10 protein-coding genes are annotated in these 15,784 nt (G+C 65.8%); 3 read left to right on the forward strand and 7 right to left on the reverse strand.

The window, feature by feature from the left end; all coding sequences use genetic code 11:
- Nucleotides 1-41: 41 nt before the first annotated feature.
- Both ACIOKD_RS17155 and ACIOKD_RS17160 read left to right on the forward strand, forming a co-directional pair.
- Nucleotides 42-623 carry a hypothetical protein gene (locus tag ACIOKD_RS17155; RefSeq protein ID WP_402084126.1) on the forward strand — a complete coding sequence of 194 codons (582 nt, stop codon included), beginning with the start codon at nt 42-44 and terminating at the stop codon, nt 621-623.
- Between the two features lie 564 nt (nt 624-1,187).
- On the forward strand, nt 1,188-2,444 hold the full coding sequence (locus ACIOKD_RS17160) for a hypothetical protein (protein ID WP_402084129.1): 1,257 nt from the start codon (nt 1,188-1,190) through the stop codon (nt 2,442-2,444).
- An 18-nt stretch (nt 2,445-2,462) separates the two neighbouring features.
- On the opposite strand, the gene ACIOKD_RS17165 is transcribed toward ACIOKD_RS17160, so the two are convergent.
- From ACIOKD_RS17165 to ACIOKD_RS17175, 3 genes are all read right to left on the reverse strand, one after another.
- Complete coding sequence (locus ACIOKD_RS17165) at nt 2,463-3,143, reverse strand: hypothetical protein (protein WP_402084131.1); 681 nt, start codon at nt 3,141-3,143, stop codon at nt 2,463-2,465.
- 47 nt (nt 3,144-3,190) lie between these two features.
- On the reverse strand, nt 3,191-5,269 hold the full coding sequence (locus ACIOKD_RS17170; RefSeq protein WP_402084134.1) for a hypothetical protein: 2,079 nt from the start codon (nt 5,267-5,269) through the stop codon (nt 3,191-3,193).
- A 63-nt stretch (nt 5,270-5,332) separates the two neighbouring features.
- Complete coding sequence (locus ACIOKD_RS17175) at nt 5,333-5,734, reverse strand: hypothetical protein (protein WP_402084136.1); 402 nt, start codon at nt 5,732-5,734, stop codon at nt 5,333-5,335.
- A 102-nt stretch (nt 5,735-5,836) separates the two neighbouring features.
- Between ACIOKD_RS17175 and ACIOKD_RS17180 the strand changes: the two genes are divergently transcribed.
- Nucleotides 5,837-6,103: a WXG100 family type VII secretion target gene (locus ACIOKD_RS17180; RefSeq protein ID WP_402084138.1), complete on the forward strand. Its 267-nt coding sequence runs from the start codon at nt 5,837-5,839 to the stop codon at nt 6,101-6,103.
- Nucleotides 6,104-6,225: 122 nt separating this feature from the next.
- Here ACIOKD_RS17180 and ACIOKD_RS17185 read toward each other — a convergent pair whose 3' ends face one another.
- The 4 genes from ACIOKD_RS17185 to ACIOKD_RS17200 all read right to left on the reverse strand — a co-directional run bounded on the left by ACIOKD_RS17185 (nt 6,226) and on the right by ACIOKD_RS17200 (nt 15,754).
- Entirely contained in the window at nt 6,226-10,680 is a 4,455-nt protein-coding gene (locus ACIOKD_RS17185) for an FtsK/SpoIIIE domain-containing protein (RefSeq protein ID WP_402084141.1), read from the reverse strand.
- A gap of 119 nt (nt 10,681-10,799) precedes the next feature.
- Nucleotides 10,800-11,138 carry a hypothetical protein gene (locus ACIOKD_RS17190; RefSeq protein ID WP_402084144.1) on the reverse strand — a complete coding sequence of 113 codons (339 nt, stop codon included), beginning with the start codon at nt 11,136-11,138 and terminating at the stop codon, nt 10,800-10,802.
- A 201-nt stretch (nt 11,139-11,339) separates the two neighbouring features.
- A complete protein-coding gene (locus tag ACIOKD_RS17195; RefSeq protein ID WP_402084147.1) occupies nt 11,340-13,655 on the reverse strand; it encodes a PQQ-binding-like beta-propeller repeat protein in 2,316 nt (771 codons plus the stop codon).
- 239 nt (nt 13,656-13,894) lie between these two features.
- Entirely contained in the window at nt 13,895-15,754 is a 1,860-nt protein-coding gene (locus ACIOKD_RS17200) for a serine/threonine-protein kinase (RefSeq protein WP_402084149.1), read from the reverse strand.
- Nucleotides 15,755-15,784: the final 30 nt, after the last annotated feature.

Below are 15,784 nucleotides of genomic sequence, written 5' to 3' on the forward strand. Positions count from 1 at the left end.
GCACTTCATTGCGGAAGGGCAACAGCACTCTGCACCTCCGCATGGCATTGGGCTTGCGCCCGAAGACAGAAGGCGAATCCATCCCAATCAAAGCCACACTAAGCAGCGGGAAGGAGGAACTCGCAACGACCAACGGCGAAGCACCCCTAGCCACGCTCACCGTCGAGGCGAACCCACGTTCAACAACACTTGATCAAGGTGGTTCGTGGTCTGAATTCCGCTTCAAGATTACCAACAAATCGACGATGAACTATCCAAGAGTAGCGGTCCAAGCCTATGAGGAGTGCATCAACGGCACCGGCGGGGAGTGCGGCAAAACGCGCGACAGCTCGGAAAGTGCATTCCGCACCCAGTGGCTGGACGACCGGGAATGGAAAGATCTAGCGACGATTGTCCGAGGACCGACCTCTGATCCGGGATACCCGGAAAATGAGGCAACCGAGGTTGTCAACTTCTCACTACCCTCAGACTCAGCAAAGGAGGTTCGCCTAAGGATCTCAACGACTCCTGATCTAGAAGCAGCAGACGGTAAGGGAGAACTGCTTCTCATGGCCGAGGGGAACGCGACCGGATCGACAAAAGAGTCGCTCGGATCGGTGTTGTCAGATTTTTCGATTGAATAGTTGCACCCACGCGCAACAGGTCAATTCCAGGAATAGGTTACTTAAACAATTGGGAAGGCTACTGCTTCTGCTTTTCGTCAAGCGACTTGGGGATGGCAACGAATCGGCCATAAGAAGGACCTGCTGCCGGTATCCTCATCAGTGTCGGCCTTGCGGCAGAAAGCTCGCGAGGGCGCCCTTGGCGCCGTCCGCGCACGAGCGGCGCTCGAAGGTCCCCCCGGCTACCAGCGTCCACAGCTCGCGGGCTGCCGGGTGCGGCCGTCGGGCAGCGCCGGCACCTTGTCCCTCACGATGGCAAGGACGTAGCAGACCTGGTGTTCCTGCAGCCAGGCGCACGGCACTGCCGGTATGCCTCGGCGGCCAGGAAGTAGGTGAACGGCACCCCGGCGGTTTTGGTACCCGGATGGCGCAGTTGTCGTCACCTCTACCTCTCTGCCTCGCGATAGCAACACCTCACAGCCCGAACCCACTTGCTGCGCGGGTCCCAGACCCTGGCTTGCGGCCTCGCTAATAGGATCACGATCCACAGTTCGAGTATCAACCTGTGAAGAGAGGTGGAGTCCCTTGAGCTTCTTCAGCTCCTTGTCCCGCCGACGGCGCCGGACCATGGTCGGCGCCGGTATCGCCACCCTGACTATTGCCGGATTTGGGATTTACAGGGTGACATCCGATGGTCCCGACGCCGTGCCGGTGAATGTCGACTTCATACTCGGCGGCGGGGCCGATGTGAACGGTAGAGGTGACAAGTTGGCGACCCCGGGCACGTACCAAGGTCTCGCTGCCGCCTCCGCCGGTACCGTCTATTTGTTCACTCAAGAGACCGACGGCATGGTGATGTGGCGGAAGAAACCATCCGGCGCTGTCGAACGAATCCCGGTCTCCGGCGTCAATGAAGCCCAGGCCGAGCAAGCGGCCGTGGCACCCGACGGGTCTGTCTACCTCGCGGCAGGCGACCTTTGGAAAATCAGCCCAAAGGGGAAGGCAACCAAGATAATTGACACGAGGTGCAAAAAACACACGCCACTAGCAACATTGGTAAGCAAGTTTTGCACCGGGCAAGTCACTGGCGTGTCCATTGCCAGGGATGGCTCGGTCTACATCGGCGATCAGGTGATCTTGGGCGATGATGCCTCCTACGTCCACAGGTTGGACGGCGACTCAATCAAGCTGGTAGCAGGGCGTCCTCCGGCGGCCGGCGAGTCCTACAAGTTGTCCAATCCGGCAGTAAAGAATGGCATCGATCCAAGTTCTGGCACCAAAGCGACGGACGTACTGGTTACGGACAACCTGAACTCCGGGTGGCTAGCATTTGATAAAGAAGGTCTTTACTGGAGAAACGGCCCGGGGATTGTTCGCATCAACCACGACGGAACATTGAGCCCTGTCGTAGCAGCCAAATCACCCCGGAAGATCGCTGAAACAAAGGGCCCGTTCGACAGTGTGGGACGTGCTCTCGATGCGGAGATCCGACGCAACATCTCCGACGCTACGCGAGGCGACTTGGCCGTCATTCCGGGGCGTGGCGAGGTGTACTACTCCGATGGGGGCGCAAAATACAAGCCTACGAAAGAAGGTCCATTCCGCTGGCGTGATGTCGTTTCCGATTCGCAAAAGAAGCTTATCGATGAATCGACCAACGGTAAACTTGTCTATCTAGTGAAGGCCGGAAAATTGGCTCCTGTGATCGCCGGAGTGCAGGCTATCGCTACCTCCGAAGATGCGCTGTACATCGCGGTAGAATCCGAGTCCGGGAACGATAGGGAAAACCCAGAGAACTGGAGCACAGCAGTACTTCGGTTGCAACTTCCCAATACGAAGTAGCGCTAAGCAAACCTAGGCTCACCCCGCCGCCTTATCCAGCTTCTGCTGCTGCGCGCTAAGGATTTTCTGCGGTATGGCAACGAAATTGCGCTCGGACTGATCCGAGGCAGAAACACTGGTCACCGACGCCCCGTTCTGCACTACGGCGTAACGAATCTTCCGCCCCATTTGGTACTCAAGTGAGAAGTCCACTCCCTCCTCACCGAGGCCGGAATCATTGACCGTCATATGACGAATCGCGTAATCCTCCCCAGAAAACGTCACCTTGAATCCCGAACTGCAAGCCGATATGGCACTTCTCAAGTCATGAACAGCCTGCTTTGCAGCCGCCTCCGAATTGGCGCTCGACAGCACAAGTAGATAGCTCGCCTTTGGCACCTCGGAACCAGTCGGAGTCTTGGTAATGCTTCGCACTGCTAGTCGTTGGACATCGCGCGAGGCCGTGGGGGCCATCACGGCAACAACCGGCTGGCATGACTTTTCCGCCGCTCGCGCCGTTGGGTCGGACTTGACACCCGAGTTATCACGGATGGTGTAACCAGGGACGTCCCCCTGCCTCAGCACTGCCTGAGAAATCTCTGCCTTGGCCAGTGGCTTCTCTTCTGCCCCCTCATTGTTATTGTCTCCGCACGCTGCTGAACCCAGCAGAGCCACAGTGATAGACATGACAGCAAAGAATTTCTTTTCAACGAAAATCATTGCACACTCCTCAGTTACTTCTGATGAAAAGCTCTGGGGCTCGCGAGTCACTCATCCTGGCCAGCGTAGTCCCGTGCATTCCTGCTCTTCGAGAATTCTGGCCAGACAGCATCAACCACTGCAGCATCTTGCAGCCACTTGGCGTATGCGGTGCGTTCAGCCTGCGACATCTTAGACTCTTTTTTGATGTCGCCATTTTCATCCAGGAAATTCCCCCTACCCTTTGCGTAGTCTGCAGGATTACCCGAGTGCACCTCGGTGACCCAATTACCCTTCTCATCTTTGCTCGTGACCGTGACCTCCTTGACTTGGCCAGCGGCCCAGGCCGCCTTAGCGTTGGTCTGATAGTCCCCCTGCCAGGAGAAATCAGCCGTCGCTTCTTCGACGCCCTTGAATTGTTCTCTGAGGCCTCTGGGAGCGTCGCCTGAGTCGACCTTTGCGAATTCTTTGATCCAGCCTGTGGTGACGCTTTGCGCAAGACCATAAGCAACTCCAACTGCTGCCCCCTTGACTCCCGCCAGCCCGGCTCCTCCCGCTCCAGCTGCAGCCACACCAGCGGTGGTGTCGATCACCGTTGCTCGGAAATTATTTGTCTCTTCGACCCATCGGTCGATATCCATTTTCAGTTCTGTGGATGCCGTCTTGAAAGTCGTCACATAGAACTGTTGCATCATGCCGCGCTTCATAGAGTCGTAGGAATCTGCTTCCTCGCGACTCTCTTTAGTTTCATAGTGACGGATGGCCAAATTCCTGTCGTATGTCTGGAACAATGCACTTAGAGTGCCCGCCGCCTTGGGGTCGCGCGCTGATTCCTCCATCAGTGACCGCCATAGGTTTTCGGACACCTCTAGGCCAGAGCGGCCAGAATCTTGGCCTTTCAGGAAATCCTTGAGGCTCCATTCTTCACCCTTGGCTTTGTAATCATTTCCCCAAAGCGAGTCACTCACCGGTGACGTGACACCGTACTCAAGGTCGTTCCAATATGCCGTGATGATACTGGCATAGAAAGCCTGAGTCCCCTCGATCGGGTGCATTCCTTTCGTGTCGGATCCATTCCTGTGCTGATAGTTATCAAACAGGATACGAGCTGTATTCTTCTCCGCCAGTGCAGGATTCCAGCGCTTCAAGGCGACAGACCCGGAGTTGAGCAATTCAAAAAAGGCCTTCCCTCGCTCCTTCGGCTCATCCACCTTCCATGGACCCGTTGGGTACAGTGCTTTCAGTGCGAACTCACTGTTATGGTCGAACCACTCGCCGGAGGCTTCCGGGTTCTGCGAAATCGCACCAAAGAGCTGTGCATAGTTATCCTTACTCCACTCCCCTTCGCCCATTCCGTTGCTTCCGAAGAAGCGCGTCTCGTCATCTTTCGTGTTCTTTTTGAAAACTCGGTCGCCGAAGGCCACAAGAAAATCCTTGTCGTGCGAACCTCCCTTGAGCAACGGAGTCAACCGGTCTGGACGGAACCCCTCGTATTCGTCCATTGCGGAGCCATCGAACCACTTGTTCCATGCCTGCTGCTTAGCCTTGGGTGACTTCTCCTCAAAGGCAACCTTCGTGAACGTTCCGAATGTTTCTGCGATGACCGCACGATCTTTCTCTCGTTGGTCAGGATAGTCCTTGTAAGAATTATTGAAATGGTTACTCATTTCGTTGGACATCTGCAGCAGACCCTGGGACCCGAGTACGTTATAGAAAGCCTTCACGTAGTCGGCGTCCGCCTTGTTGGCACGCAAGTCGGCGAACATCTCAGGAGTAATATCTTCCCCGTTGTTCACCTTTTCCTTGAACTCGTCGCCCAGCTTCTTCCCATTTGCCACCGACTGCTTCGTCTGGCCGACCATGCTCTCCTTGATCCGTACCATTCCCTTGTAGCCATGGCCGTACTTCTCGTCCTCGGCGATGGAAAGGTGGTGTCGGCGTCTGAGCATGGGGAGCTGGTTCTCGGACCAGCCGGCGATGGCGAGCAGCTCGGTCAACGGCTCCGTTTCGACGCCGTAGCGTTCGAAACTCGACTTGATCCACGTCGCGCTGGACTTCAGCTTCTCCTGGTCCTTCTGGAGCGACTGGATCGTCCTGGCCAGCTGCTCCGGATCGATACCGGAGAACCCGTCCTCATCGCCTGCCATGAAAATGTCCCCCGATTAGTGCAGTTGCTACAGTTTGTTCAGTGTCAGCGCTGCTCTGCGTCGTCAACGCAAATCCATCCGCATCATCTTCGCCTCGGACGGCGACACCTTCTCCGGCAGGGAGTCGATCCTCCGCTGCACCGCCGGGATGAGCTTGTCGATCTCCCTGATCATTCGGCCGCGGTTGCCCTCGATTTCGTCGTGCCACTTGTTGGCCGTCTTGCCGACCCAGGACTTCTTTTTGTCGCCAACGTCCTGAGATGCCGTCTTCAGACATTTTTTTAGCTCTTTGACCTCCTCCACGAGATTGCTCTTCAGCACCTCAAGCTGGGCTCGATAAGGGTTATCGACCTTCGGCTGCTCGTTCGTATCCCCCACGTGCGCCTCCAGTGCGGCATCAAGTTGCAGTTCGGAAATTTTTATCGTCGACAGGGAACCAAGAATAAGGAGCTTCCAGTACCGCAAGCAAGGAGCCTTGAGCCGATGACGTGACTACACCCATTGCGATAGCATCGGGTCCCGGCGGACGGAAGGTTCGTCTGGCTATCGATACACGGGGAGGCAGTCATGACGCTAAAGGGCGCAGATACCACACGACTCCGGAGTCTTTCCACCACCTTCAAGACTCAGCACGGCAACCTCGACGACCTGATTCGTGCCATCTCGACGGGCACGAGTCACAGTGAAGAGTTCTGGAAGGGTGGCCGAGCCAACCGATTCCGGGAGGAATGGGACAAGCTCAAGCCGCAGCTGCAGAACTTCGTCACGTCTCTTGAGAACGCCCGCAAGGAGACCAACGACGCCGCCCAGGCGAACGACACCATCAATGACTAGTTGAGCAGTAGTCAATAGTCGTTGATGTGGGGGAAATCGACCCCCACTTTGAACACACGCGTTCGGGCCGGGCAACCTACGGGTTGCCCGGCCCGAACGCGTCAGTCGCCATCCACTGGCCGCTAACCCGGCAGCACCGCCTGCGCCGGCATGGCCTCCCCGCTCCGGACGAACAGTCCGCGCCCGGTCGGGCCGCCGCCGCTGTTCGACGAGACGCGGATGTTGAACATCTCGCCGTCCGCCGTGCCCTGGGGAGAGAGCAGAAGGCCGTTGCGCGAACGGCGTGCCTGCACCACGGAACCTCGGTACTGCGAGGACAACGTGTCGACCGCGCCTGCCATGATCAGGCCGAGACCGCCGTCCATACCGCGGCGCAGTTCCTCCTCAAGGGCCTCGTCGAGCGGGGTGTCGTAGATCAACTCGGCGTCGTCCACGAGGATGACGTACGGCCCCCGCGCACTGCCCGTCAGCGCCTGGAGGTCGTCCGCCGAACCCTCGCTGTCGAGCGTTCCGAGGACACCGGGCTCGGAGGCCAGGTCTCGCAGGGGTGAACGCCTCGGCGTGATCAGGACGACCTCGGTGCCACGGCTCAACAGTGACATCGCCGCCACCACCAGGGTGCTTGAGCGCCCCGACTTCGGCGGACCCGAGATGACGAAGCCGGGTCCCGCCTCCTCCAGGTCCATGCCGAGGGGCGCCAGTTCGTCCCCGCCGGCCGCGAAGAGCGCCCACAGGTCCGACGGCGGAACGAAGTCGGGCTGCAGCACCATGACCTCGGAGGCCTTGAGGCGCGCCGGCAGTACGTCGACCCGGATGGGCCTCTGGTGCTGAGCCGGGCGGGCCCAGGTCTGCGCCGCCACCCGTGCGATCTCCTGCAGTGCCGCCACCTGCGCCTGTCCGCTCGGGTTCTCCGCGAGCAGCGCGATCTGGCTCTCCTGCACCCCGTCGTCGGTCCCCTTGAGAGCCCGGCCGGACGGCACCTCCTTGGGTACGTCCTTCGGTGTGATGCCCGCGAACGAATAGTCCTGCGGGTCGGCGAGCCTCAGCACGAGCCGTTCGGCGAAGGAGCTGGAGATCTCTCCCATCAGGCCGCTTCGGTCCGTGGCGAGAACGACCTTGACTCCGACGGCGGCACCCTCGCGGAACAGCCGCTTCGCCGCTTCGACGAGACGCCCGTAGTCGTAGTTCTCGAACGCCAGGCGGAAGGCGTCCCACCCGTCGATCAGGACGACCATCCACGGCAGGCGGTCCTCGGGCCCTGCGGCCGCCCGCTGCTCGGCCGCGCTCGACTGGCCCTTCTCCGCGAGGAACATCTGTCGTCGCGTGACCTCGTCGAGAAGGCGTCCCAGCAGCCGGTCGACACGTGCCGTCTGGTCACGGGTGACGACCGCACCGCAGTGCGGGAGGCTGGTCAGCGGGAGCAGCGCGTTGGCTCCGCAGTCGATTCCGTAGATGTGGACGTCGCTCGGTGCGCAGTTCTGCGCGAGTGCCCCCGCGACGGTCCGCAGGGCGGTCGACCGCCCGGAGCGCGGACCACCCGCGATCATCAGGTGCTCCCCGTCGGCCAGGTCGAGCGCGAGGGCCGCGCGCGCCTGCTGGGCCGGCAGGTCGGTGAGCCCGAAGGCCACGGGGCGGACCGTGTCGGCGCCGGGGCCGGCCTCGGGCAGAGCGGGCAGCTCGGAGGTCAGTACCTGCGAGGGAATCGGTGGCAGCCACGGGCTGCGGGGTTGCGCGCAGCCGAGTTGCCGCGCCCCCGCGCCGATGGCCTCCACCAGCACGGCCAGGTCCGTCACCATCGTGCCGTCGTCGCCGTCCGCCTGCGCGGCTCGCGGCGGCGGATGCCCGTAGGCCACCCAGTCGAGGAGGTTCAACGTGACCTGGGGTGCCGCGTCGTGGCCGGGCCGCCGTCCACCGATACGCGCGGACTGCACACCGACGAGTGACTGGGCTCCGGACCGTACGTAGCAGCGGCCCGGTGTCGCCTTCGAGATGTTGCCCGAGTCGGGGGCGTCGATGACGTCGCGCGACTCCTCGCCGTTGGTGACGCGCAACGCGATACGAAGGTTGGTGTTGGCCCGGATGTCCTGGCTGACCACACCCGCCGGGCGCTGGGTGGCGAGCAGGAGGTGCACGCCGAGCGACCGGCCCCGCCTCGCGATGTCCACCAGGCCGGCGATGAAGTCGGGCAGCTCCGCGACCAGCGAGGCGAACTCGTCGATGACCAGCATGAGCCGCGGCATGGGCTCAAGCTCGGAGCGCAGCCTGCGGGCGTCGTTGTAGTCCTCGATGTCCTTGGTCTCGGCCTCGAAGAGGATCTCCTCACGGCGCCGGAGTTCCGCGGCGAGCGACGCGAGTGCGCGCTCCGTCAGATGGGCGTCGAGGTCACTGACCATGCCGACGGTGTGCGGCAGCCGTGCGCAGTCCTGGAAGGCGCTTCCGCCCTTGTAGTCGATGAGCACGAAGTTGAGGGCATCCGGGGTGTTGCCCACCGCCAGCGAGGCGATGATGGTCTGCAGCAGCTCCGATTTACCGGCACCGGTCGTACCGGCGATCAGTGCGTGCGGCCCGTCCCGCCGGATGTCCAGAACGAAGGGTCCGTCGGCGGCCAGCCCGATCGGTGCCGCTGTCGTCGCCCCGCCCCGCTGCCAGATCGAGGCGATGTCGGCGCCCGTGGGGTTCGGCATCTCCAGCAGGTCGAGCAGCCGGGCGGCCGTGGGCAGTGCGCTGTCCGCGTCGTCACGGCTCACGTCCACCACGGGTGCGAGAGCGCGGGCCATGCGTTCGCACCAGGCGATGGAGACCTGGTCCGCCAGTACGTCGCCGGCGGCCTCGTATCCGTAACCCCGGAGGTGGACCCGGGTGGCCGACTCCGGGGTCCAGCAGATCGCGGTGCGGCACTCCTCCGGCAGAAGCCGTTCGTCCTCGTCCACGCAGAGCGCGAAGATCCCGTGAGCCGGCCCCTCCTGGAGCAGCTGGGGAACACCGGGCACCCTGCGCAGCAACCGGGCGCCGTCGAGTACGAGCAGCACCTGCGCGTCAGGACGCAGGGCGTTCAGGCCGCCGTTCTCCTTGGCGATCGCCTGCCGTCTGGTGAGTTCCGCGAGGAGTTCGGCGACCCTGCGCGAGATCGACTCCGCGTCGGTGCCCATCAGGGCGACGCAGTTCTGGCCCTGCTGAGGGCTCGTATGGGGCAGCCACTGCGCCCAGCTCCAGTTCTGCGCCGCGTCCGCCGTCGAGGACAGCACCACCAGGGAGAGATCGCGAGGGCTGTGCAGCACGGCCGCCTGAGCGGTCATCCAGCGGGCGCCGGCCGCCGCCCGCGCCCTGTCTCCCGCGATGCCGACCACACCGAGTTCCGCGAAGGGCAGCGTCAGCGGCACGTCGGTCACCACCGGAGGCTCCGGTTCCTCCGCGTCCGAGCCGGCGTTGCGGGCGTTGGCGACGTCGATCTCCGCACGGAGATCACTGAAGCCGACCCTCAGATGCATCGCGTCCGGGTCGGTGATCCGGCGTTCCCACAGGCGCCGCCGCGGGCCGGTGGCGAACAGCAGGAGCTGGCCCGGATCCGGGTAGGCCTCGCGCCTCCGTCGCTGGTCCAGCTCGCTCAGCCGCACGACCTCGGCCTCGTGCTCGGCCTTGGCCTTCCGGTACTCCTTCATGGCGGCCCGGTACTTCTTCTTGCCGTGACGCCTGTCGCTGATCCACTGGCCGAAGATCATGAGGGGGGAGAGAAGGCAGAACAGCAACATGTAGATCATCTTGGTGACGAAGTACATGCCCACCCCGAAGAAGAGGGGGAGGATCGCCGAGATGAGCTGGAAGCGCTGTGCCTCGTCCTTTTTCGGCGGTGCGGGAACGACAAGCCGCGGGTTGGCTCTGGGGGAGGTCAGGCGTGGCGGGCGGTTGTAGGCGAGACCGCCCGCTCCCGCGGGTGAGAGGTGGGCGTCGGGTTCGCCGACCTCGGAGAGGCTGAACAGTGACTCGCCGGACTTCAGCAGGGCACCGGGCTGCCACTCCTGCGGGGCGGACACCGGCGCGTCGTCCAGGACCAGTTCGGCGCCGTCATGAGGAGCGATCTCCACCCGCCCCTTGACGTCGACGGTCACTCGCGCCGCCAACTGCGCCAGACAGGGGTCCTCGACGGAGAGCGTGGCGGTGGGGGCGGAGCCGATCGTGCTGACCCCGGCGGAGAGTCGGGCCACTCGGCCGGCCCCGGCTCCACCGCTGACAGTGACCTCGTACCTGCCGACGGGTTCACCGCTGACCATGAAGGGGCCGACGGACGCGTCGGTGGTGAGGCGCACGCCGTCCCGCAGCGCGCTGCCGATCTTCGCCTCCGGCGCACAGAGCCTGCCGTCCACCCACAGGCCGGCCTCGGCGGCGGGCCGCTGCCACGTGGGGGCTTGACCAGGGAGAGGTGTCACCACCCCTTGAGCCGCGAACGACGCGGGGACACCCCGCATACGGAGCCGTTCCACCGCCGCGGCGACTTCGGCCGCGGTCGTACCGTCGTCGACGTTGATCACCGCGTCCTGTGGTGCGACCCCTTCCCGGACTACCGTTGCCCGCACTCGCATCGGGACGTGTCCCCTCCCCTTAGGATCCTGCAGGTCATGATCTGAAAATACGCAGTCCAGAGCCTAGCTGGCACTGGTCGGCTGTTCGGGTGCATCGCCTGTGCACATTCCGGGGAGGCCTAGCCGGGGCGCCCGTTCTCCTCCACGGCCACCGTCGGAGCGAACATGCGCAGGGCCTCGGCCAGGCGCTCGCGGTCCAGGGTCCACAGGTTGATGTGCCTGCTCGCCAGGAAGACCTCGTGATCGACATGGCCCGCCAGTCGGCCGGTCCGCTCCCGCGTCAGCTCGGAGTTGGGCCCGGGCAGAGCAGGTGCGCCCGCTCGGCGGCGAAGGCCCACGTAGCGCATCGGCGTCGGCGCGGCGGTCTCCTGCTGCCACAGCACCACCGCTTCGACATCTCCCCAGGGAACGAAGGCGGTCTGACTCGCGTATCTCGCGGGCGCGCCCCCCAGGGTCACGCCGCTCTCATCGACGCGGAACGCGACAAGCCGCTTCGTCCACGCGCCGCTGAGAAGCTGGAAAGGTGTCCAGGTGAACTGGACTTCGTACGCTGACGTCGAATCTGCGGACATGCTGATCGCAATCGCTCGGGTTCGCCGGTCCTCCGGGGCTGCCTGTCCTCCAGGACTGCCCGGAGGGCACGAACTGTCTGGTGTCCCTCATACAGCCGGCAGCGCGTAGACCTCATACCCATGCGTGGCCAGCAGCCGGTTCCCGGAGATCGTGACCTGCCACGGCTCCCCCGGATCCTTGTTGTCGTTGTAGACCCATCGGGCCCGGCCGGTCTTCGCGTCCAGTGCGAAGACCCCGCCCCCGTCCATGGCCGAGGCTCCGTACAGGGTGCCGCCCGCCCGGAGGAACTGGGCGGGTGCCTGGTCGGCGCCCGGGTCCTCGCAGAGCCAGAGCTTCTTGCCCGTCTTGACGTCGACCGCCCATACGCCGCCGTCGTGGTCGGCGGTGTAGAGGACACCGTCGACGACCGTCGGGTTGTCGAAGCCGCGACGGCCGTTCGGGGAGAGGGTCCAGCGGGACTTCCCCGTTTCGACGTCGATCGCCGCCAGGGTGGTGCCCGGGAGGAGGACGAGGCCCGGGCCGGGGGCGACCGTGGGGCGCCAGGTCCAGTCGTCCCCGATCTTCTGCGTCCACAGCTGGGTGCCCGTGGCCGTGTCGCGGACGGTGAGGTTGCGGTTGGAGTCGGCGTAGACGAGGTGCTTGCCGGAGACCGTTCCCTCGACGTCGTAGTCGTCGGTGCCCCAGTCGCGCTTCTGCAGCCACACCTTCTTGCCCGTGGTGTGGCTGATGGCGGCGACACCCGTGCGGTAGTCCGTGGCGCTTCGGGAGTCGGCGTAGTCGGTCACCGTGACGTAGACGTTCTTCGCGTCGATCGCGATCGTCCTCTCGACCTTGAGGTCCTCACCGAGGCGGCTGCGCCAGGCTTCCTCACCCGTCGTCGCGTCCAGTGCCTTGAGCACGCCGCTCGTGTCGGTGTCCGCCATGAACAGCTTGCCGTCGGCGAGCAGCAGCGGAGCGCCGAACGGCAGCACGTCCTTGCGGGACCAGCGCTGCTTGCCCGACTTCACGTCGTACGCCACCAGCGGGTCGCCGCTGATGAACAGCAGCCCGTCGTGGGTCAGCAATCGCTCGGTCGTGGCGATGCTGTCCTCGGCGACCGACTTGTGCCACAGGGGCTGCGGGGCCGTACCCGCCGGCGGTGTCGTGAAGTTTTCCGTCTCCGCCCCGGCCGCGGCCCCGGCCGTTCCGCCTCCGGCCGCCGCCGACGCCCCGTCCTTTTCGGCCTCGCCGTCCTTCCCGCTCAGCCACCAGGCGGTACCGCCGCCTGCCGCGACCACCCCGACAACGCCCGCGGCGAGACCGAGGAACCGTCGGCGGGAAGCGGCCGGAGCCGCGGCCGATCCGGTGTCTCCCGATCCCAGGCGCACAGTGCCGGAGGGGGCCCCACCGGTCCCGTACGGCGAAGTGCCAGGGGCGCCCTGTGCGTACCCCGGTGCCGCGACCGGCATCGCCGGCGGAGGCCCGAACCCGGAGGCCGACGGCGCCTGTGCCGGTCCTGCCGGTTGTGGCGCCTCCAGGTCCAGGATCCCCGCCGCGTGCGTCGCGATCGTCGAGGCGACCGCCGACGGCAGCCAGTCGGTCAGCAGCCCTTCGACTCCGCCGGGTGCCAGAGCGGCCACGATCTCGGCGGGTGCGGGACGCTGTGCCGGATCCTTCAGCAGGCAGGCGCGGATCAGACCGACGAGCGACTGCGGTACGCCGGTGACATCCGGTTCGCCGTGGACGACCTGGTAGAGCAGCGCGGCGTGTGAGGCGGCGCCTTCGCCGAAGGCGTTGCGGCCCGTCGCGGCGAAGGCGAGAACGACGCCGAGCGAGAAGACGTCACCGGCGGTACCGACGTCCCGCCCCATGGCCTGCTCGGGCGACATGTAGCCGGGCGAGCCGACCACGACTCCCGTCTGCGTCATACGGTTGCCGTCCACCGCCCGCGCGATCCCGAAGTCGATGACACGCGGGCCGTCCGCCGCCAGCAGGACGTTGGAGGGCTTGAGGTCCCGGTGGACAAGGCCCGCGGCGTGGATTTCCTGAAGGGCCGCGGCGAGGCCCGCGCCCAGCGCACGGACCGTCCGCTCGGGAAGCGCGCCGTGCGCCTCCACGACGTCCGTCAGATCAGGGCCGAGGACATACGCCGTCGCGAGCCACGGCAGTGCGGCGTCCGGGGCCGCGTCCACGACCGGGGCCGTGTAGCGGCCGGAGACCGCGCGGGCTGTCTCGACCTCGTGCTGGAAGCGGTTGCGGAAGTCGGGATCGGCGGCCAACTCCGGTCGTACGACCTTGACGGCCACCGTGCGACCACCCGGTGAGCGCGCGAGGTAGACCCGCCCCATGCCTCCCGCGCCGAGTCTCCCCAGCAACCGGTAGCTGCCCAACTCCCGTGGATCGTCGGGCCGCAGTGTCTCCATGGTCGAGCCTTCCCCGTTCATTCACCGATTCCGGATTCCCGCCGGGGCCGGCCGGAGTCCGCGTGTTCGGTGATGATGCCTGCGGTTCGCGTGATGGCGTTCGCTACCGCAGACACAGTAGTAATCGCCGGGGCGGGCGGGGCGCCTGGGGAGGCGGAGATGGGGATGGGGGCGGGGACGGGGACGGGGGCGGGGACGGGCGGCCGACCGGCCCCGCGCCACCCGCCACCCGCCATCCGCTATCCGACCTTCGACATCCGAGCCACCGGATCCCCCGCCCCCGCGTTGTCCGTCTCGTAGCGCAGGTCGTCGTCGGCCGGGACCAGGCGGACCTCGTGGCGGCCCGTTGTGCACTCGGAGGTGGTGGACGGCTTGGCCACGCTCGTGGCGATCAGCTGTCCGGCCGTCACCTTCTTGAGGTAGAGGTCGGTGTCGCAGGTGCCGCCGATGAGGTCGGTCTGGCGGAACGTGCCGAGCCGTTCGCCCTTCTCCGCCTGGCGGACCGTCACCCGGAACGTGCCCATGGGGAGCTTGCCGTCGAGGGCGAAGCCGTCGCCCTCCCAGGTGCCGAGATAGGACTCGGGCACGGCGGAGGGCTCGGGCACGGCGGAGGGCTCGGCCGAGGGCGCGCTCGCCTCGTCGGAGGGGCCGGGGCTGGTCGCGGGCGGTCGGCCCGCGGGCCCCGAGTCGCTGCTGTCGTCCGAGTCCGAGTCCGTTCCGGTTCCCGGCATCAGGTCGAACACGAACACCGAGCCGAACGTCACCGCCGCCAGCGCTCCCGCCACCGCGAGCGCGACCGTGCAGCTCAGCCTGCGTCCGCGGCCGCCCGCACCCGGCACGGAGGTCGCGGCCACGCTGACGGACACCTTGCCGGCGGCGGGGGTGTGCGGCCCGTTGTGGGCGCCGGGAGCGTAGGGCGAGTACGGGGAGGGGGATGGGGATGGGGAGGAGGGTGGGGAAGAGGGTGGGGAAGAGGGTGGGGAGGGTGAGTAGGACGCGTAGGAGGGGTCGGGCGGGCCGAAGACCCCGGGCGCCCCTTCCCCCGCCGCCGCGTTCACCTCCCCCGCCGCGTTCACCTCCCCCGCCGCCGCATTCGCCCCCGCCCCCGCATTCGCCTCCGCCGCACTCGCCTCCGAAGTGCTCTCCACCGAAGGGCTGCTGAACCCCACCACCCCCGACGGTGCCGCCTCCGCCGCCCCGTCCGCCACCTCCAGGTTCAGCAGCCGTACTGCGCTGCGGCTGACCTGTTCCACCAAGGGGCCCGGCAGCCAGCCCGCTGCCACCAGCCGTGCCGCGCCTTCCGGGGCCAGTGCGGTCGCGAGGGCCGCCGGAGACGGGCGCGCGGACGGGTCCTTGGCGAGGCACCCGGCCACCACCTCCCGCAACTCGCCGCAGAGCGCGCCCAGTTCGGGCTCCTCGTGGACCACCTTGTAGAGCAGGGAGGCCGAGGAGTCGCCGGGGAAAGGGGGCGCGCCCGTCGCCGCGTACGCCAGTACCGCGCCCAGGGAGAAGACGTCGGCCGCGCCGGTGACGCCCTTGCCGAGGATCTGCTCGGGCGACATGTAGCCGGGCGAGCCGACGGAGACGCCCGTCGAGGTGAGGGACGCCGTGCCGTCGGTCGCGCGGGCGATGCCGAAGTCGATGAGCAGGGGTCCGTCGAGGGTCAGCAGCACGTTCGACGGCTTGACGTCCCGGTGGACCAGGTCCAGGCCGTGCACCGCCGCCAGCGCCTCGGCGAGGCCGGCGCCGAGGACGCGTACCGAGTGGTCCGCGAGGGCGCCCGTGTCGGTGACCGCCGCGGTCAGCGTGGGGCCTGCGGCGTAACCGGTCGCGACCCACGGGACAGGGGCGTCCGGGTCGGCGTCGAGGACCGGGGCCGTGTACGCGCCGCCCACCCGCCGCGCCGCCTCCACCTCGCGCCGGAACCGGGCGCGGAACTCCTCGTCGAGCGCGAAGTGCGGGTGCACGATCTTGACCGCGACGGTACGGCCGCCCGCGCTGCGGCCCAGGTAGACGCGGCCCATCCCGCCGGAGCCGAGCCGGCCGAGCAGCCGGTAGGGCCCCACGACAGTGGGTTCATCGACATCGAGCGGCCGCATGGCACCCGCACCTTCCCCCGTAACCCCGCC

This window comes from Streptomyces sp. NPDC087844 (assembly GCF_044742785.1).
Lineage (GTDB): Bacteria > Actinomycetota > Actinomycetes > Streptomycetales > Streptomycetaceae > Streptomyces.